This window comes from Enterococcus sp. DIV0167 (assembly GCF_050541555.1).
Classification (GTDB): Bacteria; Bacillota; Bacilli; order Lactobacillales; family Enterococcaceae; genus Enterococcus; species Enterococcus faecalis.
Window position 1 is genome coordinate 850,001 of record NZ_CP172933.1, and the last position, 25,101, is coordinate 875,101.

At 37.0% G+C, this 25,101-nt stretch carries 24 protein-coding genes, 8 tRNA genes and 2 riboswitches (1 of these 34 running past the window's edge); of the genes, 25 read left to right on the top strand and 7 right to left on the bottom strand.

Annotated elements, in window-relative coordinates:
- From IGM09_RS04205 to IGM09_RS04240, 8 genes are all read left to right on the top strand, one after another.
- Positions 1-58 (top strand) — tRNA-Asp (locus IGM09_RS04205); it begins 18 nt to the left of the window's first position.
- A 45-nt stretch (positions 59-103) separates the two neighbouring features.
- Positions 104-176, top strand: a tRNA-Phe gene (locus IGM09_RS04210).
- A gap of 5 nt (positions 177-181) precedes the next feature.
- Positions 182-262 (top strand) — tRNA-Tyr (locus IGM09_RS04215).
- Positions 263-266: 4 nt separating this feature from the next.
- Positions 267-340, top strand: a tRNA-Trp gene (locus IGM09_RS04220).
- Between the two features lie 36 nt (positions 341-376).
- Positions 377-449, top strand: a tRNA-His gene (locus IGM09_RS04225).
- Positions 450-463: 14 nt separating this feature from the next.
- Positions 464-535: transfer RNA gene (locus tag IGM09_RS04230), tRNA-Gln, on the top strand.
- Positions 536-560: 25 nt separating this feature from the next.
- A tRNA-Cys gene (locus IGM09_RS04235) sits at positions 561-631 on the top strand.
- Positions 632-644: 13 nt separating this feature from the next.
- A tRNA-Leu gene (locus tag IGM09_RS04240) sits at positions 645-728 on the top strand.
- Between the two features lie 17 nt (positions 729-745).
- On the opposite strand, the gene IGM09_RS04245 is transcribed toward IGM09_RS04240, so the two are convergent.
- The 3 genes from IGM09_RS04245 to IGM09_RS04255 form a co-directional block, all read right to left on the bottom strand.
- The gene (locus IGM09_RS04245) at positions 746-1,006 is read right to left on the bottom strand and encodes a hypothetical protein (RefSeq protein WP_002401593.1); all 261 of its coding nucleotides are present in this window, start codon (positions 1,004-1,006) and stop codon (positions 746-748) included.
- Positions 1,007-1,070: 64 nt separating this feature from the next.
- Positions 1,071-1,238: riboswitch (M-box (ykoK) riboswitch) on the bottom strand.
- A 62-nt stretch (positions 1,239-1,300) separates the two neighbouring features.
- Positions 1,301-2,080 (bottom strand): ABC transporter ATP-binding protein, encoded by a 780-nt coding sequence (locus tag IGM09_RS04250; protein WP_002360638.1) that lies wholly within the window; start codon positions 2,078-2,080, stop codon positions 1,301-1,303.
- An 88-nt stretch (positions 2,081-2,168) separates the two neighbouring features.
- Positions 2,169-3,941 (bottom strand): ABC transporter permease subunit, encoded by a 1,773-nt coding sequence (locus tag IGM09_RS04255; protein WP_033624889.1) that lies wholly within the window; start codon positions 3,939-3,941, stop codon positions 2,169-2,171.
- Positions 3,942-3,985: 44 nt separating this feature from the next.
- Positions 3,986-4,153, bottom strand: a riboswitch (M-box (ykoK) riboswitch).
- Positions 4,154-4,467: 314 nt separating this feature from the next.
- On the opposite strand from IGM09_RS04255, the gene IGM09_RS04260 reads away from it, so the two are divergent.
- The 3 genes from IGM09_RS04260 to IGM09_RS04270 all read left to right on the top strand — a co-directional run bounded on the left by IGM09_RS04260 (position 4,468) and on the right by IGM09_RS04270 (position 7,275).
- Positions 4,468-4,983 (top strand): AAA family ATPase, encoded by a 516-nt coding sequence (locus IGM09_RS04260; protein WP_002384763.1) that lies wholly within the window; start codon positions 4,468-4,470, stop codon positions 4,981-4,983.
- 268 nt (positions 4,984-5,251) lie between these two features.
- The gene (locus IGM09_RS04265; protein ID WP_002382010.1) at positions 5,252-6,850 is read left to right on the top strand and encodes an Nramp family divalent metal transporter; all 1,599 of its coding nucleotides are present in this window, start codon (positions 5,252-5,254) and stop codon (positions 6,848-6,850) included.
- Positions 6,850-7,275, top strand: a complete 426-nt coding sequence (locus IGM09_RS04270) for a universal stress protein (protein ID WP_002358161.1) — start codon at positions 6,850-6,852, stop codon at positions 7,273-7,275. Before IGM09_RS04265 ends, IGM09_RS04270 begins: the two co-directional genes overlap by 1 nt.
- 54 nt (positions 7,276-7,329) lie before the next feature.
- Here the strand turns inward: IGM09_RS04270 and IGM09_RS04275 are convergent, their stop codons facing one another.
- On the bottom strand, positions 7,330-9,000 hold the full coding sequence (locus IGM09_RS04275) for a PucR family transcriptional regulator (RefSeq protein WP_033624890.1): 1,671 nt from the start codon (positions 8,998-9,000) through the stop codon (positions 7,330-7,332).
- Between the two features lie 380 nt (positions 9,001-9,380).
- On the opposite strand from IGM09_RS04275, the gene IGM09_RS04280 reads away from it, so the two are divergent.
- The 5 genes from IGM09_RS04280 (at position 9,381) to IGM09_RS04300 (ending at position 14,719) form a co-directional block, all read left to right on the top strand.
- The gene (locus IGM09_RS04280; RefSeq protein WP_002363656.1) at positions 9,381-11,042 is read left to right on the top strand and encodes a peptide ABC transporter substrate-binding protein; all 1,662 of its coding nucleotides are present in this window, start codon (positions 9,381-9,383) and stop codon (positions 11,040-11,042) included.
- Positions 11,043-12,293, top strand: coding sequence for an amidohydrolase family protein (locus tag IGM09_RS04285; protein ID WP_016618214.1), 1,251 nt, complete (start codon positions 11,043-11,045; stop codon positions 12,291-12,293).
- Positions 12,290-13,507 (top strand): amidohydrolase, encoded by a 1,218-nt coding sequence (locus IGM09_RS04290; protein WP_010815950.1) that lies wholly within the window; start codon positions 12,290-12,292, stop codon positions 13,505-13,507. Before IGM09_RS04285 ends, IGM09_RS04290 begins: the two co-directional genes overlap by 4 nt.
- Positions 13,508-13,741: 234 nt before the next feature.
- Entirely contained in the window at positions 13,742-14,221 is a 480-nt protein-coding gene (locus IGM09_RS04295) for a GAF domain-containing protein (protein WP_002360627.1), read from the top strand.
- A 66-nt stretch (positions 14,222-14,287) separates the two neighbouring features.
- Entirely contained in the window at positions 14,288-14,719 is a 432-nt protein-coding gene (locus IGM09_RS04300) for a VOC family protein (RefSeq protein WP_025192069.1), read from the top strand.
- Between the two features lie 45 nt (positions 14,720-14,764).
- Here IGM09_RS04300 and IGM09_RS04305 read toward each other — a convergent pair whose 3' ends face one another.
- From IGM09_RS04305 to galM, 3 genes are all read right to left on the bottom strand, one after another.
- On the bottom strand, positions 14,765-15,403 hold the full coding sequence (locus IGM09_RS04305) for a sugar O-acetyltransferase (protein WP_002394768.1): 639 nt from the start codon (positions 15,401-15,403) through the stop codon (positions 14,765-14,767).
- A gap of 120 nt (positions 15,404-15,523) precedes the next feature.
- On the bottom strand, positions 15,524-15,670 hold the full coding sequence (locus tag IGM09_RS04310) for a hypothetical protein (protein WP_002384758.1): 147 nt from the start codon (positions 15,668-15,670) through the stop codon (positions 15,524-15,526).
- Between the two features lie 130 nt (positions 15,671-15,800).
- Entirely contained in the window at positions 15,801-16,805 is a 1,005-nt protein-coding gene (gene galM / locus IGM09_RS04315; RefSeq protein ID WP_016617492.1) for a galactose-1-epimerase, read from the bottom strand.
- Positions 16,806-17,057: 252 nt separating this feature from the next.
- On the opposite strand from galM, the gene IGM09_RS04320 reads away from it, so the two are divergent.
- The 9 genes from IGM09_RS04320 (at position 17,058) to emeA (ending at position 25,059) form a co-directional block, all read left to right on the top strand.
- Positions 17,058-18,221 carry a galactokinase gene (locus IGM09_RS04320; RefSeq protein WP_033624892.1) on the top strand — a complete coding sequence of 388 codons (1,164 nt, stop codon included), beginning with the start codon at positions 17,058-17,060 and terminating at the stop codon, positions 18,219-18,221.
- A gap of 15 nt (positions 18,222-18,236) precedes the next feature.
- The gene (galE, locus tag IGM09_RS04325) at positions 18,237-19,226 is read left to right on the top strand and encodes a UDP-glucose 4-epimerase GalE (protein WP_033624893.1); all 990 of its coding nucleotides are present in this window, start codon (positions 18,237-18,239) and stop codon (positions 19,224-19,226) included.
- Positions 19,227-19,240: 14 nt separating this feature from the next.
- Complete coding sequence (gene galT / locus IGM09_RS04330; RefSeq protein WP_025191334.1) at positions 19,241-20,731, top strand: UDP-glucose--hexose-1-phosphate uridylyltransferase; 1,491 nt, start codon at positions 19,241-19,243, stop codon at positions 20,729-20,731.
- 6 nt (positions 20,732-20,737) lie between these two features.
- Positions 20,738-21,742: a LacI family DNA-binding transcriptional regulator gene (locus IGM09_RS04335; protein WP_010713545.1), complete on the top strand. Its 1,005-nt coding sequence runs from the start codon at positions 20,738-20,740 to the stop codon at positions 21,740-21,742.
- Positions 21,743-21,751: 9 nt separating this feature from the next.
- Entirely contained in the window at positions 21,752-22,318 is a 567-nt protein-coding gene (locus tag IGM09_RS04340) for a kinase (RefSeq protein WP_025192668.1), read from the top strand.
- A 27-nt stretch (positions 22,319-22,345) separates the two neighbouring features.
- A complete protein-coding gene (locus tag IGM09_RS04345) occupies positions 22,346-22,654 on the top strand; it encodes a hypothetical protein (protein ID WP_161798482.1) in 309 nt (102 codons plus the stop codon).
- A gap of 62 nt (positions 22,655-22,716) precedes the next feature.
- Entirely contained in the window at positions 22,717-23,223 is a 507-nt protein-coding gene (locus IGM09_RS04350; protein ID WP_033624895.1) for a GNAT family N-acetyltransferase, read from the top strand.
- A gap of 48 nt (positions 23,224-23,271) precedes the next feature.
- Complete coding sequence (locus tag IGM09_RS04355) at positions 23,272-23,712, top strand: GNAT family N-acetyltransferase (protein WP_289862020.1); 441 nt, start codon at positions 23,272-23,274, stop codon at positions 23,710-23,712.
- A 192-nt stretch (positions 23,713-23,904) separates the two neighbouring features.
- A complete protein-coding gene (gene emeA / locus IGM09_RS04360; protein ID WP_002358140.1) occupies positions 23,905-25,059 on the top strand; it encodes a multidrug efflux MFS transporter EmeA in 1,155 nt (384 codons plus the stop codon).
- The last annotated feature ends 42 nt before the right edge of the window (positions 25,060-25,101 follow it).

Here is a 25,101-nt window from a genome sequence, read left to right on the forward strand (position 1 = left end):
TTAACATGCCTGCCTGTCACGCAGGAGATCGCGGGTTCAAATCCCGTCGGAACCGCCATTTAATGTTGTTACTTGAAAATTATTTGAACAAGCTTTTGTTTTAGGCGTGGTAGCTCAGTTGGTAGAGCAACGGATTGAAGCTCCGTGTGTCGGCAGTTCGACTCTGTCTCACGCCATTTATGGAGGAATAGCGAAGTGGCTAAACGCGACGGACTGTAAATCCGTTCCTTAGGGTTCAGTGGTTCGAATCCACTTTCCTCCATTTTAGGGGCATAGTTTAAAGGTAGAACAACGGTCTCCAAAACCGTTGGTGTGGGTTCAATTCCTGCTGCCCCTGCCATTTAATTATTTAATAGATACACTTTTTAAGATTACGGCGATCGTGGTGAAGTGGTTAACACACCAGATTGTGGCTCTGGCATTCGTGGGTTCGATTCCCATCGGTCGCCCTTTGTAATTTTATTGGGGTATAGCCAAGCGGTAAGGCAACGGACTTTGACTCCGTCATGCGTTGGTTCGAATCCAGCTACCCCAGTTTTTTTGTAACAAAAATGGAATATGGCGGTATAGCCAAGTGGTAAGGCAGAGGTCTGCAAAACCTTCATCACCGGTTCAAATCCGGTTACCGCCTTCCAAAATATCTTGCCGGCGTGGCGGAATTGGCAGACGCGCTGGACTCAAAATCCAGTTCCTTCACGGGAGTGCCGGTTCGACCCCGGCCGCCGGTATACTAAAGACTGTTAAATCAATGATTTAACAGTCTTTTTTGTTTATTATTTTCTCGAATACATAAAAAAACCATCTCAAAAAAATGAGATGGAAAGTTAAGTGAGAGAGTGATAAGTATAGTGCGAATAAATACAAGGGTTACAGAAGAATGTGGGGGTTCTGCATCATCGTCATTAAATGTTCCTGCAGTAGGAATGTGAATTTCTGTCATATTATATTCAATAACTTGAACTGTGATGATTGCAACAGTTCCAATGATTGCTAACATAGTAGTCATACTTTCACTCCTCTCTTAATTTTAAATAAAAGTACTTAACTGATTAACTAGAGACTAAAAAGATACATCAACATGAACGTTGAGCTTTAGCACTATACAACGTAAAGATCACTCTTAGCTATTTTGAGAAAAGCCTTCTCCTCGACCAGTCTTGTTCTACTCATTGGTGTCTCTCGACATTTCTGAGCAATAGCCTATGTTTGTATAGGAGCCTCACCTAACTTATTACAAAGAAATAATAGTCTTTTAAGTAACTCTTTGTCAAGACATAAGCAGAAGTCAAAACAGTTCTATTTACAAATGAATGCGACGAACCATTTCTTCTGTTATTTGTTCTACAATATCAATGGTTGTTTTTGGCGAACGTTGATTTCTGGGGATATCGATTGAGTAAATTTTGGCAATACGACCAGGATTTGCATCCATTAATACAACCCGATCAGAAAGTTGGACTGCTTGTTGAACGTCATGCGTGATCATTACAATTGATTTAGTCGCAATTTGATTGTTTAACCAAATTTCTAATAAATCGTTGGATAATTGGCTGGCTGTAATGATATCTAAAGCTGAAAAAGGTTCGTCTAAGAGCAATAAGCTAGGTTCGATGGCTAAAGCACGAGCAAAGCCTACACGCTGTTTCATTCCACCAGATAACTCTCTGGGATATGCTTTTTCAAAACCAGTTAAACCAATCATTTCAATGAGATTACTGACTCTTTTATTTATTTGTTCACGGGAAATTTCTTTACGGTTTTCTAAGCCAAAGCTGATATTTTTTTCAACTGTCAACCAAGGAAAAAGGGCAAAATGTTGAAAAACCATGCCGATATTGGCATCAGGCTCATTAATGATTTTATCTTCAAAAGTAATTTCACCTCTAGTTGTACGAAGAAGTCCAGCGATACTTCTGAGCAACGTTGATTTTCCTGTTCCTGATTGTCCGATAATACTTAAAAATTCATTCGTTTTAACCGTTAAATCAATATTTTCAAGGACTTTTAAATGTTCTGAATGTCCTTCAATTTCAAATTCTTTATATACTGATTTTATGCTTAATAATTCTTTATTTTCCATCGTCTTATTAGATAGGCAAAGGGAAATCACCTATCGTTCTCCTCTCTAGTTTATCTTAAAAATTTAGTCGAGTTGAGTCGTCCAGCTATTAATAGTGAAATTTTTGTTTTGCTGCTCGATATAAAGGTTGCCAAACAAAGGCGATACATAAACCAACAACGAAACACATCGCTAAGGTTCCTAAGGCAGATTTATCTTTTACACCATCGTTTGCCGCAATATATTGTCCTAGGCCAGTAACATCTATTGATTTTTTTCCCCATTGAATGCTTTCTGCTGCGATATCAGCGTTCCAAGCAGCACCAGCAGCGTTAATAATTGCTGTAATGAGGTAAGGTAAAATAGAAGGGATCAAAAATTTTGTCCACCATTGCCATTTAGATAATTTAAAAAGTTTGGTTACGTCACGAATATCATCAGGGATGGCTAAGTAGCCAGCAATTACATTAAAGAAAAAATACCATTGGCAACCAACCATGATGAGTGGTAAAATCCACCATTCTAATTTGTTGAAGCCCATACTAATAATCAACACAATGAATGGAGTATAAACATTTGACGGAATGGAGCCTAAAATTTGTCCAATCGGTTGAACGATACTTAAGCGCCGATTATCATTCGCAACCCAGATTGCTAAGGGAGTAAAGAGAATGCCAGCAACGACCATAGCCAAGGTAACCCGTAGCGTAGTATAAAGGGTTAATCTTGGAATCATGCTGAAATCTTGATGGGGCAAAAAATGATAGAGCTTAATAGAACAATAAACCCCGACAATGGTTAAGCTGACATACCATAATGTTTTGAAGAAATGGCGTAATTTTGCTAGTAATCGATAGAGATAGTCTAGCTTGAAAAAGTACCAAACTTTTGGTAAATCGTAAATCCAAAAATGACTGAATTTCACAAAAGCTTTTGAAAAGTATTTCGTTAAAGTTGCTTTTTTTAATAAATGATAAATAATAGATTTAGGTGGCGTTGTACTTTCGACATCTGTTTCATATTTAAAATAATAAGTGGCTCGAACTAAAGGTTGAAAAACTAAAAAGTTTAAAATCACCACATTGATTAATAAGGCAAAAACAGCCCATAAACAGGATTTAAAGTCGGCTCGATTTAATGCTACTTGGATATAAGAACCAATTCCTGGTAAATAAAGGTTGGTTTCTTTAGGAAAGGCAACAGAAGCTTGCTCGCTGGCCACCAAGGCAAACCAAGCCGCAGTTTGAGAAATAATAACGTTCCAAAGTAAGCCAGGAATTGAGTAAACAAATTCAAGACGCCAAAATTTTTCCCAAGCATTGTACTTGAACTGATCGGTCACATTCACTAAATCTGAAGGAATAACTTCCATTATTTGATAAAGAGTCAACATGATGTTCCAAGCTTGACCTGTGAAGATGGCAAAAATAGCAACCGCTTCTGCGCCCATCACATTTCCTGGAAATAAACCAAGTAACCAAGCAGTTGTAAAGGTCAAAAAACCTAGCAATGGAACAGATTCAAGGAAATTAACTAATGGTAAAATGACTCTTCTTGCCGTTTTATATTTTACGGCTAAAATACCAAAAACAAAGGAAAACAGGAAGGACCAAGCCATCCCCACAATCATTCGAAACATGGTTCGAATTGAAAAGTAAAAAAGATTTGATGGAGATAAGAAATCATCTGTTTTACTTGGTGTTGCGAGGAATTCTTCTGAGGGAAGGGTGTGAAGAGGGCGATTCATTTTTAGCCAAGAGAAGACGATGATAAAAATGAAAATGCCTAAAATGATGAGTAAGGTAAGATTCCCGATACTTTTAGCAAGTAGGGTATTTTTCTTAGATGATGCAGTGACAGCTTTCAATTTAAAAACCTCCAATTAATCATATTAAAGAGGTCGCCGAATAAAAGAAGAAGATTATAGGGTAATCACAATAATTGAGCTTTGGCTTTCTGAGACGTAAGAAAAAAATTCTAGTTATCTTAGGAAAGCCTTAATTCGACAATCCCTGCTTTACTCGTTACTGTCTCTCGACATTTCCGAGCGATAACCTGTGTTCTTCAGAGTAACCTCACCTAATATGATTCTATTTGATTTACATGCTTATCATACTCGTGACTAAAAATAAAACAATTTCTAGCTGGTTATACCTGAATTACTGTTTGTTGTTATTCTATTCAATGATTCTTAAAAAGATTGCCCACATTCTGTTTTTTTAGGGAGAAATTATCAGATGAGTATGTTATGTAACCCGAGGTTAATAGCGTAGGATGTTGTATTTTTAGTTTGTCTCGTTTACTGTTAAAGATGTAAGTAGTAACTATAAGTGAATGGCTAAAAAAATTAAAAGTAATCTAGCACCTAAATTAAACAACAAAGAAATTTGTTCAGAAGAAAGGAAATTATGATGATTATTTGGTTAAACGGTGCGTTTGGAGCCGGAAAAACGACCATTGCACATGAGTTACAACAAAAACTTCCCAATGCAATCATTTATGATCCAGAAATTATTGGTAGTGCATTGATGGAGCTAGTTCCCGAAGAAATGAAAGAAAATGATTTTCAAGAGTATCAGGAATGGCGTTGCTGGAATGCTCATTTATTAAAACGAATGTCCAAAGAGTCTGGACGGCCGATTATTGTTCCAATGACCCTTTATAAAAATGAATATGAAGAAGAGCTGATTGGATATCTGAGACGAGCAGGCATTGACGTTTATCATTTTTTGTTAGCGGTCGAGAAAGAAGAAATTTTACAGAGATTATTGAAAAGAAATGATGGAACTTTTGAATGGGGGAAAAATAAGTTGCCCGAAGTACTTGAAGGTTTTCGTCAGATTCAGTTTACCGAGATTTTTAGAAATCATTCAGCTGACACGACAGAAATTGTAGCAACCATTCTTAATAGAATAACCGAATAAAAATAAAATAAGGGACCTAAGCCGAAATGACTTAGGTCTCTTATTTTCTACTTCTTAAGATAATCAACTACCAGCTACCCTGATTTCTTCAAACTTTAAGACCGCACATTTACGACAATCTATTTTTACACTGTCAAAATTTTCTTTCAAGTCTTGCATTTTGTTATTTTTAGCAGTATATTTTAGGTGTACCTAAAATATATTAGAGGTTAACCTTCTAACGGGAAGGGCCTTTTAAAATTATTGCAAAACGAAAGAAGGAATTGAATTGAAAAATTCAGAAGAACATGAACCAAAGCAAAGACATCATTTGATTGAATATGCAAATGGTCCTTCGCTTGAAGAAATTAATGGCACCATCGACGTGCCTAAAAATATGAGTTTTTGGAAAACGTTATTTGCTTACTCAGGTCCAGGAGCATTGGTAGCAGTGGGGTATATGGATCCAGGAAACTGGTCTACTTCAATTACTGGGGGACAAAATTTTCAATATTTATTGATGTCGATTATTTTAATTTCCAGTTTGATTGCAATGTTGCTCCAATATATGGCTGCTAAATTAGGCATTGTTTCACAGATGGATTTAGCACAAGCGATTCGTGCTAGAACTAGTAAGACGTTAGGTATTGTATTATGGATTTTAACAGAGTTAGCAATTATGGCTACAGATATCGCTGAAGTTATCGGGGGCGCAATTGCCTTATATTTATTATTTCATATTCCTTTAGGTCTGGCTGTCTTCATTACGGTATTTGATGTTTTACTTTTGTTGTTATTGACAAAAATTGGTTTTAGAAAAATTGAAGCTATTGTTGTTGCTTTAATTGTTGTTATTTTTGTGATTTTTGCTTATCAAGTGGCATTGTCAAATCCAGTATGGGGAGATGTAATTAAAGGGCTGGTTCCTAGCGCAGAAGCTTTTTCTACATCACATGCGGTGAATGGGCAAACGCCACTGACAGGTGCATTGGGGATTATTGGTGCAACAGTGATGCCTCATAATTTGTATTTACATTCTTCTGTTGTACAAAGTCGTAAAATTGATCGTAAAGATAAAACCGATATTCAACGCGCTTTACGCTTTTCAACTTGGGATTCTAATATTCAATTAACGATGGCATTTTTTGTTAACTCTTTGTTATTGATTATGGGTGTGGCCGTTTTTAAATCCGGCAGTGTCAAAGATCCTTCATTCTTTGGTTTGTTTGATGCTTTATCAAATCCAGCGGTTATGAGTAATTCTATTTTAGCGCATATTGCAGGTTCTGGAATTTTATCAATTTTATTTGCGGTAGCCTTATTGGCATCAGGACAAAATTCAACAATTACAGGAACGTTAACTGGTCAAATCATTATGGAAGGCTTTATTCATATGCGCGTGCCAATTTGGTTACGTCGGATGGTCACACGTTTGTTATCTGTTATTCCTGTCTTAATCTGTGTTTTAATGACCAGCGGGAAAAGTACAGTGGAAGAGCATATCGCGATTAATAATTTAATGAACAATTCACAAGTTTTTCTAGCATTTGCTTTGCCATTTTCTATGTTGCCTTTACTGATGTTTACAGATAGCCGTGTTGAAATGGGTGAACATTTTAAAAACTCGTGGTTAATTAAATTGTTAGGCTGGGTTTCTGTCATTGGCTTAATTTACCTCAATATGAAAGGCTTACCTGATCAAATTGAAGGATTTTTCGGTGATAATCCGACAGCGAGTCAAATTACGTTAGCCGATAATATTGCCTATGTCATCATAGCACTCGTCATCCTCTTGTTAGTTTGGACGGTTGTGGAATTATATAAAGGCGATAAACGATATGCACAGCAGCTTGCAGCTATGGAGCAACAAGTAGAGGAGGTTAAATAATGAAATTTTCAAAAATTATGGTTGGTGTTGAAGAGTCGCCAGATGCGTTAAAAGCATTTCATTATGCTATCCAAAAAGCAAAAGAAGAACAAGCTGAATTGGTTATTGTTTCGATTTTAGAAGAGAAAGAGATTAATGTTTACCAATCGTTAGATAAAAATTATTGGCAAGAACAGTTGGCGAAATTAGAGAAACAAACGGAAAAATATCAACAAGAAGCGTTAGCGAATGGCATCGATAAAGTAAGTGTAATTGTCAATGAAGGGAACCCAGGAGAATTAATTATTAATAAGCTTATTCCTTTGAATAAACCAGATTTGTTAATTATTGGCTCCAAGTCAACTAGCAAATTAAAAAGCTTTTTTGGTAGCCAAGCAGCTTATATGGCTCGATATGCACCAATTTCTGTAATGATTATTCGCTAACAAAATTGAAACAGTTAAAAAAGCCGCCACGATTTACTATTCGTGGTGGCCTTTTTATAGTAATTTTTGTTTATATAAATAAACAGCCAAACTTAGTTGTAGCGAACTATCAGGAAATTCTAAAGTTAAGTGAAGAATCTCTTCTATTTTTTTTAAGCGGTAAATAATTGTATTACGATGTACATACATATTTGTGGCAGTCAACGAAATATTTTTATTCGATTGAAAGTAGGTGTTGATGGTTTCTAGTAGGGAACTTTCATGTTTTTGATCTTCTTTTTCTAATGGTTCAATCAATCGTTGATATATTTTTTGTTTGGCTTTTTTGGTCAGGGTTTCGATCATTAAACGATAAAAAAAGAGGTCGTCATAATTCAAAATAGTTCGTTGTTGTAATTCTTGACTTGCTTGTGCTAAGTGGAATGTTTCTTGTGCTAATTTATAAGAATCACACAGATTGGTGATTTTTTTGACAGTTGGCCCAATCGCTAATTTAAATGATAATTTTGGATTCAGTTTCATTAGTTGCTCTAGTAAATTCTTGGCAAGATGAGTGGTTTGTGCAAGGTAGGTGGCTTCCTCTTGTGCTGGATTTTCTAGTAATAAAATAAAGCCAGTTTGTGTAGGAAAGGCAGTAATTTTTTGTCGATATCCTTCTAAAATATGATTCAATTGATGGCCAATGCTATTCATTTGAATAGTCGGATTAAACAGTTGTTCCAATTGTTCAATGGCTACAAGCAAGAGACTAAATGTATCTTTTTCATTTAATTGCAGATAATTACTAAATTCTTGCCAAGCTTGAGGATTGGTATTTTTTTCTTGGATAAGGTCTTGAAACAGCGCCCCGATCTTTTGCCTCGTTGTTAAATTTTCCGAAGATTCTAATTGAAGTTGTGGTAAAAGGTAGTGAGCACAGACCTCCACAGATAATAAATCAATCGTCTGTAATTTTTTGGTAGTTTGCCAAATCACTAAGTAAGATAAGCTGAGATTTTTCTTTTTGATGGGTAAAATTCGCAAAGATAACTGATGGTTCGCTAAGGAAAATTCAACAGTCAATGGTTCTTTATAAAATAATAGTAGCTCATTGTTCTGGGCTTTTAAAGCTGTCTCAAACTGTTTTTTGAGAGTCGCGTTGTTTAAAATACTGGTGATTCTTGTTGGCGCATCAGGTAAATCAAAATGATTCATAATCTGAAAACGCTCATCTAAAAGCATTACAGGCGCTTGAATCGCGGCACTTAATACTTCCAGTAATTGGGTACTTTTTCCGCCAGCTTTGATAATTGTATAAAATTTATTATGCATATGAACAGAATGTTGGCTAATCGTTTCGTCAGGTTGATTGACTCGGCGATTGACCAATGAAATAATTTGAGAAAAGTTGTAATTATAAGGGATTGAGAGAATTGGTAATCCGACGTCATTCGCTAATTGGATCATCTCTTGTGGAACTTCATTGAAATAGCGTTGGACTTTAAAGCCTAGAGCAGCGCAGTTCATATTTGCTAGTTCTTGAATAAGACGTTTTTGCAAGCAAGGCTGATCTTTGAAAATATAGCCGGTAGTTAATAAAATTTCTCCTGGCGTTAACCAGTCAAAAGCATCAGGATTTTCTAAAATATTTGCTTGTAGAATTGGCGCATCTAAATTGGTCTCGTGCGTCAATAAGGTTAAACCAGGTAGTTCTTCTGCATGGAGTAGATCATTGACCGTCATCATTAGCAAGGCCTCCTTTTGTATGAATTATCTAAAAATTAAGTGTATTTATTGTAAGATGTTACAAAACTATTTTAGGGAAAATAAGGTATCCTTATACTAATAGAAAAAAGTTCCAAGTCATCACGTGATTGGTAGTCACAAGTGACCAAATAAGAACAATCAGCGCTTACAACCTATAGAAACGCATCGTTTAAAGATATAGCAATAGTATACTTAATTTTTAATGCTTTTACTATTGTTTCAGCTACTTTAAATTTCTCAAGTATTTCTATAATTTGTAAGTTTTTTGAGACTCTTATCGGATATGCTTCTTTTTCTATATTTTATCAGAAAATTCTGGTAACTTTGAAGGTTATAGTTTGTAAAATGGAGGGATCGGTATGAAGAAATTAAAAATGTTAGGATGTGTCGGTTTGCTTTTAGCTTTAACGGCTTGTCAGGCGGGAACGGGAAACTCGGCTGATAGTAACAAAGCAGCGGAACAAAAAATTGCAATTAGTTCTGAAGCGGCTATTTCGACAATGGAACCACACACAGCGGGGGATACGACCTCGACTTTAGTCATGAATCAAGTTTATGAAGGACTCTATGTTTTAGGTAAAGAAGACGAGTTAGAGTTGGGGGTCGCTGCCGAAGAACCAGCGATTTCTGAAGATGAAACCGTTTATACATTTAAGATTAGAGAAGATGCCAAATGGTCGAATGATGATCCAGTAACAGCAAATGACTTTGTTTATGCATGGCAACAAGTTGCTTCCCCTAAATCAGGGTCGATTCATCAAGCGTTATTTTTTGATGTCATTAAAAATGCTAAGGAAATTGCTTTAGAAGGCGCAGATGTGAATACTCTTGGGGTTAAGGCGCTAGATGATAAAACGTTAGAAATAACTTTAGAGCGGCCCACCCCTTATTTGAAATCTTTGCTTTCGTTTCCTGTTTTGTTTCCGCAAAATGAAAAATATATCAAAGAACAAGGGGATAAATATGCCACTGATGCAGAACATTTGATTTATAATGGTCCTTTTAAATTGAAAGAATGGGATAATGCCTCTTCCGATGACTGGACCTACGAAAAAAATGATACGTATTGGGATGCTGAAAAAGTTAAATTAACAGAAGCAAAAGTTTCAGTAATTAAGAGCCCAACGACAGCGGTGAATTTGTTTGACTCGAATGAATTGGATGTAGTGAATAAGCTAAGTGGTGAATTTATTCCTGGTTATGTTGATAATCCAGCCTTTCTTTCAATTCCTCAATTCGTCACATACTTTTTAAAAATGAACAGTGTTCGTGATGGAAAAGAAAATCCGGCTTTAGCGAACAACAATATTCGTAAAGCGTTGGCACAAGCTTTTGATAAAGAAAGTTTTGTAAAAGAAGTCTTGCAAGATCAATCAACGGCCACAGATCAAGTAATTCCGCCGGGACAAACGATTGCGCCAGATGGAACAGATTTCACAAAACTAGCTGCTAAGAAAAATAACTACTTAACCTACGATACAGCGAAAGCAAAAGAATTCTGGGAAAAAGGGAAAAAAGAAATTGGGCTGGATAAAATCAAATTAGAATTTTTAACAGATGATACAGACAGCGCCAAAAAAGCTGCTGAGTTTTTCCAATTTCAATTGGAAGAAAATCTAGACGGATTAGAAGTGAATGTTACTCAAGTTCCTTTTACTATTCGTGTTGATCGTGATCAAACGAGAGACTATGATTTAGAATTATCTGGTTGGGGAACCGATTATCGTGATCCATTAACAGTTATGCGCATTTTTACTTCGGATAGTACCTTGGGCGGCGTAACGTTCAAGAGTGATACGTATGATCAATTAATCCAAGAGACTAGAACAACACATGCGGCTGATCAAGAGGCTCGTTTAAATGACTTTGCTCAAGCACAAGATATTTTGGTGAATCAGGAAACGGTTTTAGCACCAATCTACAATCGAAGCATTTCTGTATTAGCTAATCAAAAAATCAAGGATCTGTATTGGCATTCATTTGGACCTACGTACAGTTTAAAATGGGCTTATGTTAACTAATTGAATGAAGGTAGGAAGGGGTTTGTCATGCTTTTAAAAAACTGTAAATTAGAAACAGGATTTTCTACTGTGAATCAGCGAATTGTTGCGACAGAAACAGCTAGCTATGATATTCGAATTGAAAACGAGGTCTGTACTGCGGTCGCACCGCAGTTAAGGCCTTTAGAGAGCGAAACAGTTATCGATGTGAATCAGCAACTCGTTTTACCTGCTCTAAGAGAAATGCATATTCATATTGATAAAACGTATTTTGGGGGACCTTGGAAGGCCTGTCGTCCACTAACGAAAGGAATTTTAACACGTATTGAAGAAGAAACTTGGCTGTTACCTGAACAATTACCAACTAGTTTAGAACGTGCTTGCCAAGTTATTGAGCAGTATATTCAACAAGGCCATTATCATATTCGCAGTCATTGTAATGTAGATCCATCTATTGGAACGAAACATATTGAAATCACTAAAGAAGCATTTAGTCGATATGAACAATACATTACTCATGAAATTGTGGCTTTTCCTCAACACGGATTACTCCGCTCACAAGTCGAACCTTTGATGCGCGAAGCCTTACGCATGGGGGCAACTCATGTCGGCGGCGTTGATCCAGCCCTTGTGGATCGTCATGTGGATCATTCAATCGCAAAAATATTTGAATTAGCTACCACATTTAATAAAAAAATTGATGTTCATTTACACGCCCGTGATACTTTGGGACTTTATGAATTTAATAAATTTGTTGATTATACAGAACAAGCAAAGATGTTTGGCAAAGTTACTTTAAGTCATGCTTTAGCTTTGGGGAGCTTAGAAGAAGCAGCAATTAGAGACATTGCGCAAAAATTCATCGAAACAGGGATTGATTTGACTTCGACTGTACCGATTGGAATGCCCACCATGCCGATTCCAACCTTGGTTGAACAAGGTGTTAAGATCTCCGTGGCTCATGACAGTTTGACGGATCATTGGTCGCCTTTTGGCAGTGGCAATACAATAGAAAAATTAAATACAGCCGCTCAAAGATTTAAAATTAGCGATGAGTATCGCTTGAATCGTTTATGGGGCTTAGCGAGTAATTTTGTAACGCCTCTTGATCCTAACGGGCAGCGAGTTTGGCCTAACGTCGGCGATTCTGCAGATTTCCTACTATTTAATGCTGAGAGCACTGCTCACGTGATTGCACGCCAACAGCCAATCCAACAACTGATACTAAAAGGACAACTGGTTGAAGCCGTTCAAAAGGGGGAAAGAGAATGACAGCATCCATTGTTTATTTGAATAATGTTCGTTTAGAAACTGGTTTTGCTAAAGACCACCACGAATTAACGTATACTAAAACCGCACGCTATACTTTAGCGATTCAAGAAGGCAAAATTCAAGCGATTATTCCGCAAAATCAAGTCACTGAAAAGCAACAAGGAACTGATTTAAACGGACAACTGGCTATTCCCGCTTTTCAAGAGAGCCATAACCACTTAGATAAAACCTACCTTTCATTAGGCTGGCGTGCTAGCCAACCTGTTAAGAATTTAAAAGAGCGTTTAGCAGACGAAGCCAGTGAACTTAAATTGTTAGCGCCGTCAACAGAACAACGAGCGACGGCCATGATTGAAAAATTGATTGGGTATGGAGCCTCTTATATTCGGACACATGTCAACATTGATCCTTATGTAGAACTAGAAAACTTCTGGGGCGTCAAAAGAGCCTTAGAAAAATATGCGCATGTGATTGATTATGATATTGTTGTCTTTCCACAGCATGGATTATTAAAAAATCCCCAAACGGTTTTACTCATGAGAGAAGCCCTAAAAAATGGTGGAACAATGGTTGGCGGTTTAGATCCTGCAGGCATTGATTATGCAATTGAAGAATCTTTAGAAACCATTTTCGATCTGGCAGAAGAATTTCAAGTAGGAATCGATATTCACTTGCATGATACGGGGGAAGTGGGTGTTTATACAATTGATAAATTTTTAGACATTTTGGAAGAACGAAAATTTACTCAGCGAACCGCTATCAGTCACGCCTTTGCGCTGCTAGATGTACGACCAGCAGAAAAAGAAAAACTATACCAACGCTTGGCAACGCATCAAACGGCGATTATGTCTACAATTCCCTATGATCCTCGTTATTTATTGCCACCAATTGATGTGTTACGCCAAACTGGTGTATCGGTTCATTTAGGTAGTGATGGCTTTTTTGACTCTTGGAGTTCTAATGTTTCAGGTGATTTATTTGAAAAATTACGTAATTTTTGTGAAATGACAGGAAAGATTACAGAAGAGCAACTTACTCAAGCTTACGTCCATGGCTGCGGCAAAGAAGCACCTTTTTCATTTGAAGAAGAACGTCTTTGGTTTACAGAAGGCGACGAAGCAAACTTTATCTTTACAGAAGCAGCTTCTACAGCAGAAGTGATTGCTAGAAAACCACAGAAACGCCAGATTATGTTGAAAGGACAATGGGTTTAACTTGCTTTAAAATTAGGTAGAAATAGAATGCTAAAAAGCCAAACAGAGGAAACAGGGTTCAGCTCTGAGCGACGCATAGTGTCAGTCCAGCGGTTACTCGTCACAGTTTAATCCTTATAAAGTGCTTCTGCTCACAACGTGTATCAGCGTTTCAAGTTTGTTTGACTCACTTTAACATAGCACTTTTGCGTATCTTCCTTTATAATAAGACAAAATGAAGGAGATGAACCAAGCATGACTGAACAAACGAGAGAAAACAAAAAAGCAGCCTACGAATTGTGCTTACAACAATTGAGCGGTTTGCTAGAAATAGAAACGGATGCTATTGCAAATTTAGCAAACTCGTCCGCGTTACTTGCACAAACATTACCAGATACCGTTTTTGCTGGGTATTATTTATATAAAGATGAAGAATTAGTTTTGGGGCCTTTTCAAGGGAAAGTCTCTTGTACCAGAATTAAAATGGGCAAAGGTGTCTGCGGTGAATCAGCGGAAAAACAAGCTACATTGATTGTTGATAACGTGAAGACACACGCCAATTATATTTCTTGCGACTCAGCTGCGATGTCTGAAATCGTTGTACCGATGGTAAAAAATCATCAATTGGTCGGTGTTTTAGATATTGATAGTGGTGTAACAAATAGCTATGATGCGGTTGACCAACTGTATTTGGAAAAATTTGTTACCTTGTTACTAGAAAAATCAGATTTTTAAGCAGACTATTTTTGCTTTCTGACAAATCATGAGAAAATAAAGTATAAAATTTGATCATGAAAGAAGGTGAGTCATTTGTTAGAGCTGTATATAAATTTTAAAGGTGAAGCAAAAGAAGCAATTGCGTTCTATGAAGATGTTTTTGATACAAAATGTCAAAATTTAATGACTTTTGGCGAAGCACCTGAGGATCCTGAGCATCCTATAAGCGACGAGATAAAGGATTTAGTGATGAACGCAAGTATCATTATTGAAGGAACCTATGTAATGATTTCAGATGTTCCTGATATGTTTGGTTTTGAAGTTACGGAAGGAAATAACCTTTCGCTCGTGGTTAGCACAGATGATGATGAAAAAATTGATCGCTTATTTAAACGATTATCTGAAGGTGGCACTGTTACAATGCCATTGTCTGAAACTTTTTGGTCCAAAAAGTATGGTTCCCTAAAAGATCAGTTTGGCATCCATTGGATGTTTAATTATTATGAAGAAGATTAAAATAAAAAATCCCCAATCCGTTATTTTCATTGGATTGGGGATTTTTTATTCATGAAAGAATTGCTTCTTAGCGATTTGATACTGCCGTTGCTTTTCTGTCCAAAATTGCTGATCTTTTTCATCAATTTTGCGAATGACTTTTGCTGGATTACCTCCAACAATCGTGTTGGCAGGAACGTCTTTTGTAACCACAGCACCAGCAGCGACAATAGCATTTTTTCCAATTGTAACGCCAGGTAAAATGGTGGCACTTCCGCCAATCCACACGTTATCTTCAACAATAATTGGCGTCCCGAATTCTAATTCTGCAGTTCGAATCGTTGGATCAATTGGATGGCCGGCAGTATAAAAACTAGCACGAGGGCCAACCATGACATTATCACCGAAGATGATTTTGTTTACATCTAAAAAAATGCAATCCATATTTGCATAAAAATTTTCTCCTACCTCAATATGGCGACCGTAATCTACATAGAGGGGTGGGGTGATATATAACTCATTGCCAGTTTTTCCTAATAATTCTTTTTCTAGGGCCACAATTTCTTTCACATTATCGATAGGAAGTTGATTGATTTTTTGAGCTAACACCTTGCCTTTTGTTGATTTGTTTTCGGGTAAAATGGTGGGGGCGTAATATAATTCACCTTTTAACATTTGCATATAATCAAAGTCATTTTGTTTCATGTAAGCGCTCCTTTAGGCTTTTTCTCTATTGTATCAAATCAATACAATAAGTCGAGGAATATGTAAAATAAAAAAGGACAGATAGCAAAATAGCCTTGCTTATCTATCCTTTACCTAAGGTTATCCAATTTTTTTAACTCTCCCGCCAATTTTATCTGCTAATTTTTGTGCTTCTTTTTCAGAGTGGTAAACTAAACAACCTGATTTATCTCGCGTACGTTTACCATCTGCAGTTAAATAGCCATGAAAAAATTTGATTGCATACATAGACATCACCGCCTTTCTAATTGAAAATAGTGTAAATGGAGCGATTAAAAATGTCAAATAATAGAAGTGCTCTTAACCATTCTTATCTTTTTTAGTTCGAAGATAAGTTTGGTTAAGAGCACCATTTCACTTAATAAATTAGTTTGAAACGGGTCGTTGAGTGAAATTCCTGTTCAGGTGAGAGGGTGATAGAACCGAACAACGGAAATCTTTCAGCACCAGGACAGACTTGGGTTTCAAATGTGAGCGCTCCGTGATTGACTAATTTTTGTCCTTGAATATCGGGACCGTTATCAGCAAAATTTGCTGAAAAAATAACAACTGAAGGTTGATCAGTGAACATTTCTAAGGTGATATCTTTAGTAGGACTTTTTAAGATAACATCTGGGTTAATTAAATCATGATTGGTTAAGATGAAAGGGTGATCGAAGCCGTTCATCTTTTGGATTTGTTCATCGTTACTTGAAAAAACCTCAGCTAATTTTTTAGGTTTTTGTAAATCAAAAGCTGTCTGGTCGACGGAAGCTAATTCTCCAAGCGGTAAAACTCTTTCATCAAGCGGGACAAACTTTTGGGCATTTATTTGTAACTCATGCGCATCAATGGGGATTGCAGGATTTCCAGTTAAATTAAAGTAGACATGATTGGTTGGATTAAAAAGTGTTTGTTCATCTGTAGTTGCCTGATACTCAATTTGCCATTCATTTTCTTCAGTCAATGTATACGTGACTGAAACAGTGAGATTTCCAGGAAAACCATTTTCACCAGCAGGACTCTCTAGCCAAAATTTCACAGAAGGATTCGCTTGTGCCTCTTGGATTTCGCTGTGCCATTTTTTACTTTCAAACCCAGGTGTGCCACCGTGAAGTGTTGTTTGAGTAGGAGTATTAATCATCGTTTGATACGTTTTACCCGCTAGTTCAAAGGAGCCATCGGCAATTCGGCCAGCTGTTCGACCAATTGTTGCACCAAAATATAAGTCTTTAGACAAATATTCATCTGCTGAGGGAAAGCCTAGCACGAGTGATCGGGATTCATTTTTTGTAAGAGGAACGTCGAGCGCAACAATTCGCGCACCAAAATCTGTTGCTTTTAAAGTCACACCATTTTTATTCGTCAGTGTGTAAAGAAGCATTCCTTGTCCAAATGATTCAGTTGAAATAGTCAAAATAATCAATCCTTCCTTTAAGTAAATATTTAGTAAATTTAACTTTGTTGTTTAGATTATTTAAATAGTCAAAAAGAAACGCTAAGAAAATAAATCTTTATTTAATTGTATTGTACACGTTTTCGATCAAAATGACAATCAAGAAAATGTTAAGTAAATATTTGCAAAAGTTTAGTAAATATTATACAATTTGTTTACTAGTGAAAGGAGCGATTAGTGATGGAAGAACTGTTAATGAATCGATTTGTAGAAATATTTGGTGAGAAAGGGACAGCCTGTTATTTTGCCCCTGGAAGAATTAATTTGATTGGTGAACATACAGATTACAATGGCGGTCATGTTTTCCCAGCGGCTATTACTTTAGGGACATTTGGTGTGGCAAGAAAAAGAGACGACCAAAAAATTCGAATGTTTTCTGATAATTTTAAAGAGGTTGGTCTCATCGAATTTTCATTAGAAGATTTAACCTATTCAGATTCAGATGATTGGGCAAATTATCCGAAAGGCGTTTTAAATTACTTGATTGAAAGCGGACACAATATTGATTCTGGCTTAGATGTGCTCTTCTACGGTACGATTCCTAATGGTGCTGGCTTGTCTTCTTCTGCTTCTATTGAACTTTTAATGGGGACGATCTGTAATGATTTATATGCTTTACACTGTCCAATGCTTGAGTTGGTGCAAATCGGTAAAAAAGTGGAGAATGAATTTATTGGCGTTAATTCGGGAATTATGGACCAATTTGCCGTAGGAATGGGAGAAAAAGATCAAGCTATTCTACTAGATACCAATAATATGCACTATGAAATGGTTCCCGCCAAATTAGGTGAGTATACGATTGTCATTATGAATACTAACAAACGCCGTGAATTAGCAGATTCAAAATATAATGAACGTCGTGCAGAATGCGAAGAAGCCGTTCGTTTGCTTCAAAAAGAGTTATCTATTGAATTTTTAGGTGAATTAGACAGCGAGACATTTGACCAATATCAAGCATTGATTGGAGATCCAGCGTTGATTAAACGAGCGCGTCATGCCGTCACAGAAAATGAACGAACTTTATTGGCAAAACAAGCGCTAACTGAAGGGGATTTGGAAGAATTTGGCTTATTATTAAATGCCTCACATCGTTCGCTAAAAGAAGATTACGAAGTAACCGGTATTGAGTTGGATACCTTAGTGGCTTGTGCGCAAGAACAACCAGGCGTTTTGGGCGCACGGATGACTGGTGCAGGGTTTGGCGGTTGTAGTATTGCTTTGGTACCAAAGCAAAATATAGATGCATTTATTGAAGCTGTTGGCCAGAGTTATCAAGATAAAATTGGCTATGCTGCTGATTTTTATCCTGCATCAATTGATGATGGTGCCAGAAAGTTATTTTAGAAAGGAAGGCTTTAAATGTCTATTTTAGTATTAGGTGGCGCAGGCTACATTGGCTCACATGCCGTCGATCAATTAATTTCAAAAGGATATGCCGTTATTGTTGTTGATAATTTATTAACGGGGCATCGTTCAGCAGTTCATGAACAAGCGACTTTCTATGAAGGCGATATTCGTGATAAAGCTTTTTTACGTAGTGTCTTTGAAAAGGAATCAATTGAAGGGGTGTTGCACTTTGCGGCCAATTCTTTAGTAGGAGAATCCGTGGAGAAACCGTTAATGTATTTCAATAACAATGTTCACGGCACGCAAATTGCCTTGGAAGTCATGCAAGAATTCGGGGTGAAACACATTGTTTTTTCTTCCACAGCGGCCACTTATGGCGAACCAAAAGCAATGCCTATTACAGAAGAAACCCCAACGAATCCTAAAAATCCGTATGGGGAAAGTAAATTAATGATGGAAAAAATCATGAAATGGTGCGACAACGCTTATGGAATGAAATATGTTGCTTTGCGTTATTTTAATGTTGCAGGAGCAAAAAAAGATGCCTCAATTGGTGAGGATCACACGCCAGAAACGCATATTGTGCCAATTATTTTACAAGTGGCATTAGGCCAACGAGCAGAGCTAAGTATTTTGGGGGATGATTATGATACACCAGATGGCACGTGCATTCGAGATTATGTTTACATTGAAGACTTGATTGCAGCACATATTTTGGCTTTAGAATATTTGAAAAATGGCGGCGAAAGTGACGTCTTTAACCTGGGAAGCAACAACGGCTATTCTGTTAAAGAAATGTTAGATGCTGCTCGCGAAGTGACAGGCCAAGAAATTCCTGCGACAATCGCCCCACGCCGAGCAGGGGATCCTAGTACGTTGATTGCTTCTAGTGAAAAAGCCAAACGAGTTTTAGGCTGGCAACCAGAAGTAACTGAGGTCAAGGATATTATCGCCACCGCTTGGCAATGGCATGTGAAACATCCTCAAGGCTATAATGAATAGGAGAACATCAGATGATGAAAGAAAGTAGTAAATGGATTGCTGCATTTGTAGAGATAATCATAGAAAATGGCGATTGGACGGAAACAGACCGTTATTATTTGACGAATCGGATTGCCAAACTAGTTGGCTGTGATTTTTTTGAACAACCAGAAGCGGTTGTTTGTGAGCAAGAACCGTTGCGTGTGGTGGAACATCTTTTAAACATTGCACAAGCCAATCACCAAATCGATGACTCAATTACGGAAGCAGAACAACTAGAAGCAGAGTTAATGGATTTTATTACGCCGACCCCAACCATCATTAATCGGAAGTTTATGGATTATTATCAAGAGTCTCCACGAAAAGCAACGGATTATTTTTATCAGTTATGTAAAACAAATAACTACATTAAAACGAAAGCAATCGCCAAAAATATTATTTTCCCAATGGACTCACCCTATGGTAAACTAGAAATTACCATTAACTTATCGAAGCCAGAAAAGGATGCTCGAAAAATTTTGGCTGAAAAGAAAATGAGTCAAAAAAAATATCCAGCGTGTATGTTATGTATGGAGAATGAAGGCTATTATGGTCGTGTGAATTATCCAGCACGGACAAACCATCGGATTATCCGACTAAATTTAGAGGACGAAGCTTGGGGCTTTCAATATTCGCCATATGCTTACTATAATGAGCATGCGATTTTCTTGGACCAACAACATCGAGAAATGAAAATCGAGAAAAAAACGTTCCAGCGGCTCCTTAAAATTACGGAGTTATTCCCTGAATATTTTGTGGGCTCTAATGCAGATTTGCCAATTGTTGGTGGTTCTATTTTATCTCATGATCATTACCAAGCGGGACGTCATACATTTCCAATGGATTTAGCACCAATGGAAAAAAGATTTTCTTTGAAAAAATATCCTGAGATAACTGCTGGTATTTTAAAATGGCCGATGTCTGTGATTCGTCTTCAAAGTGATCGTCAAGAGGAACTAGTTGAAGCAGCCGAATTAATTTTGACCAAATGGCGCAATTATTCTGATGAACGTGTCTCAGTTCGGGCCTATTCAGAAGATGGTACGCCGCATCATACGATTACGCCAATTGCCCGACGCAAAGGGTCATTATTTGAATTGGATTTAGTTTTACGAGATAATAATGTTTCGGAGGAATTTCCAGATGGCATTTTTCATCCACATCCAGAAGTACAACATATTAAGCAAGAAAATATTGGCTTAATTGAAGTAATGGGACTAGCTATTTTGCCACCAAGGCTGGCACAAGAATTAAGAGAAGTCGAAAAGTATTTATTAAAGCAACCCAATCAAATTGCTGAAAGTCATCGAGCTTGGGCGGATGAACTCAGTCAGCAAACCATCACTGAAGCCAATGTCAAAGAAGTGATCCAACAAGGAATTGGGACAATTTTTGTTCAAATTTTAACAGATGCCGGCGTCTTTAAACGTGATGAAGAAGGCCGTCGTGCTTTTGAACGATTTATTCAATGTATAGAAAATGATTAGTTTGAGGTGAGGAACATCGTAACCATTAAAGATATAGCAGAGCAAGTCGGTGTTTCTTCAGCGACAGTTTCGAGAGTTTTGAACTATGATGAAACATTATCAGTTAGTGATGAAACGAAGAAGAAAATATTTGAAACAGCAGAAACGTTAAATTATAAAAAGCGAGCCAGAAAAAAACAAGCAGGCAAAAAGAAAATTCGGTTTGTCCAATGGTTCAGCGATCCAGAAGAACTGGATGATATTTACTATTTATCGATTCGTTTAGGTGTTGAAAAGCGGGCAGAGGAATTGGGTTTTCTTTTAGTCAAAGAATCTCTGACAAACCTGTCTCAAAAAAGATTTGATGGGACAATTGCCCTAGGAAAATTTGATGAAAAGCAAGTGGCGGCCTTAGCCGCCTTAGGCGCACCTCTTCTATTTGTAGACTTTGATGCAATGGTTTTTGGCCAAAACTCCATTGTTGTTGATTTTACTGGAAGTGTTAAAACAATTGTGCAAGAATTTTTGGCGCAAGGGCATCAGAAAATTGGTATGCTTTCTGGGCAAGAATATACGAAAGAGTCCCACGTGGCATTGGTTGATCCACGTTTTGTCGCTTTTAAAGAAACCTTAAAAGATCTGGACCTTTATCATCAAGAATGGGTTGTCGAAGCAGCTTTTTCTGTTGAAGAAGGCTATCAAGCGATGAAAGACTTTATTGAAGAAGCGGACACTCGTCCAACCGCTTTTTTCGCTGCAAGTGATACATTGGCGATTGGTGCAATGCGGGCGTTACAAGAAGCAGCCATTCGTGTGCCAGAAGATATTTCTATCATTGGTTTTAATGATATTAGTGTCGCAAAATATGTTTCACCAACATTAACAACAGTTAAAGTTCATACTGAATGGATGGGTGAGCTAGCCGTTGAGACAATGAAAGAGTTATGCTTGAATACCCCACCAGTTCCTAGAAAAATTATTGTCGGAACGGAATTCATTCAGCGAGATTCAACGAAACATTCATCAAAATAACAGCAAAACTTGGAGAGTTTTTTCCAAGTTTTTTGCTCTTTTCTGCTGGTTTTCAACAATCAAGAAAATGGAGGGAAACAGATGCAACCGAAATTAATTATTTTACGTGGTAATTCTGGTAGTGGTAAAACAACGATAGCTAAAGCGCTTCATCAGTGTCTTAAAGAACAATCGTTATTGATTTCTCAAGATGTGGTGCGCAGAGAAATGCTTCGTGTTAAAGATGAAACAGGTAATCTAAGTATTGCTTTGTTAAAACAGTTGGTAGCTTTTGGTTATCAAGAATGCCAGTATGTGATTGTTGAAGGGATTTTTCAAAAAGCCATTTATCATTCCTTTTTCCAGGAAATAATCCATCTCTTTGAAGGAAATGTTCAGGTTTATTATTTTGATCTTTCTTTTGAAGAAACGGTGAAAAGACATAGCCAGAGAAACAAGAATCAAGAATTTGGTGTCGTGGAAATGAAACGTTGGTGGCTACCAGAAGATTATTTAGGGCTTGCGGGAGAACAGCGGTTATCTGAACAACTGTCTGAAAAGCAGATTATCAGGCAAATTTTAGCAGATATTCAGTAGTAAGTGCTGCGCTTTTTAGAGAAATGGATGTTGTGGTATGATAAAAAAGAAGGAGTGGTTTCAATGGATTATCAAGAACGATTAAAAAATTTACCACCTGAAGTCATGACAGCTTTTTCAGAATCATTTATTTTTTTAATCAGTAATGATAAAGTTCAACATTTTCCTGCACGAGACTTAACGCAAGCTGAAATGATTCAACGAGTGAAAGAGAAATTAGGTGAAGCGGTGACGTGGTCCTTATGGCAAGGGTTCGTTATTGCTGTTAATTCAGAAGAAACATGTGTTGCTGTTTTGCCCAAATATCATCAACTCGATGGTTTTGAAAATGAATAAGGGAGCGAAGAATTATTCGCTTCGTTTTATAAAATGAAAACGCTTTTCGGGAGGAAGTGCTAATGTCTGAGCTAGTGGTTATTAGAGAAATGCAAGAGAAAGATATCTTAGCGCTGGATACTCAATTTGTCCAACAAGGTTGGCCAAGTCGCCAAGAGATTTTAATGAACTATTTAGAAGAACAATTAGTCAAGCAACGAACGGTTTTTGTAGCGGAGAAAAAGGCAACGCTGTTAGGTTATGTGACGTTACTGCCATTAGCTAAGGAAGGACCTTTTAAAAATTTATATCCTGAAATAGCTGATTTCAATGTTTTCTTGTCATTTCAAAAACAAGGAGTGGGGCGGTTATTATTAAATCGTGCAGAAAATGTTGCCAAAAGTTATGCAGATACTGTTTCCTTGGGAGTAGGCCTGCATCCTGGTTATGGTGCAGCGCAAAGATTATATATCAAACAAGGATATGTGCCAGATGGTTCAGGAGTTTGGTTTCAAAATAAGCAGCTGAAACCAAACGAACGGTGTGTTAATGATGATGAGTTAGTTCTTTATTTATCGAAAAAACTATAGAGTAGCCAAAGTAATACTCTATAAATATCATTTAGGAGGGTGTTACCCTTGATTAGAAAAATGAAGTCAACAGATGCAACGGCGTTAACTATCATTAATAAAGAACAATTGGGCTATGAAGTTCCCGTTGACGTGACCTGTAAACAGATTGAGAAATTACTACTAGCCAGTGACAGAGAGTTTTTATATGTTTATGAAGAAACGAAGACAGGGAAGATTTTAGGCTATGTGCATGCGCAACTGTATGAAACAATTTATTCCCAAACGTTATTGAACGTTCTGGGATTAGCAGTGGCAAAAGAAGCAGAAGGCCGTGGAATTGGCAAACAATTAATGACGAAACTAGAAACGGAAGCTAAAAAGTGTAACTTGTCTGCGATTCGCTTAAATTCAGGGGAACAGCGTACAGCAGCACATCAATTTTATGAACACATTGGCTATATTTCTGATAAAAAACAAAAGCGATTCATTAAATACTTGGATACTTAAGTTATGTCTTTAAAAAATAACAATTTCCTTTAAAAAAATAAGTAAAAACTAGTGAAATTTTCAGCGAATTAGTGTAAAATGTATCTCAATGACTCAACGAGTGTTTCAGCCGAAACACTGTCAAAGAAAGTACATACAAAGAAACAGAAATAGCCATTTTTGATGGCTGTTTTTTTATGGAGGAGGCAAATTATGACGAAAAAAAATAGTATGATGTACTTAGCAATTTCTAACTTATTTCTTGTTTTTCTAGGCGTAGGCCTAGTCATTCCCGTAATTCCCCAATTAAAAGAAGAAATGCATTTTTCTGGTACCACAATGGGAATGATGATTTCTATTTTTGCGATTGCCCAATTAATCACATCGCCAATCGCAGGTGTCCTTTCGGATAAAATTGGTCGGAAAAAAATGATTGCAACGGGCATGTTGGTGTTTTCAATTTCTGAGTTATTATTTGGTTTAGCTCAAGCGAAAAGCGGTTTTTATATTTCTCGTGGTTTAGGTGGGATTGCCGCCGCTTTATTAATGCCGTCAGTGACAGCCTTTGTGGCAGATATGACCACGATTTCTGAACGTCCGAAAGCGATGGGACTTGTGTCAGCTGCAATTAGTGGTGGTTTTATTATCGGACCAGGAGTTGGTGGTTTTATTGCTTATTTAGGTATTCGCGCCCCGTTTTTTGCGGCCGCATTTTTAGCGTTTATTGGTTTTATTTTGACATTAACTGTTTTGAAGGAGCCAGAGAAACGAATTTTAGCCGCTGTTGAAGCGAAAAAAGGTTCATTTATGGATATTTTAAGAAATCCAATGTTTACCTCATTATTTGTGATTATCTTAATTTCCTCTTTTGGCCTGCAAGCGTTCGAATCTATTTATAGTATTATGGCGACTATTAATTTTGGCTTTACCACAAGTGAAATAGCAATCGTGATTACGGTTAGTGGTATTTTAGCGTTGATTTGTCAGTTGTTTTTCTTTGATGCAATCGTCCAAAAAATAGGTGAAATGGGTTTAATCCAATTAACCTTTTTTGCAAGTGCCATTTTTATTGCCGTGATTGCCTTTACAAAAAATAATTTAGTTGTTGTATTTTCAACGTTTATTGTCTTTTTAGCGTTTGACTTGTTTAGACCAGCAGTAACTACTTATTTATCCAAACATGCTGGAGATCAACAAGGAACCATCAACGGACTAAATTCGACATTTACAAGTTTTGGTAATATTTTAGGACCAATGGCAGCAGGAGCTTTATTTGATATCAATCACTTTTTCCCTTATTATGTTTCAGCAGTAATTCTGTTAGGAACGGGCTTTTTATCGTTATTTTTAAATCGAAATAAGATGTAAAAGAAAAAATAAGTATTTGGAATATAAAAATTCCGAATACTT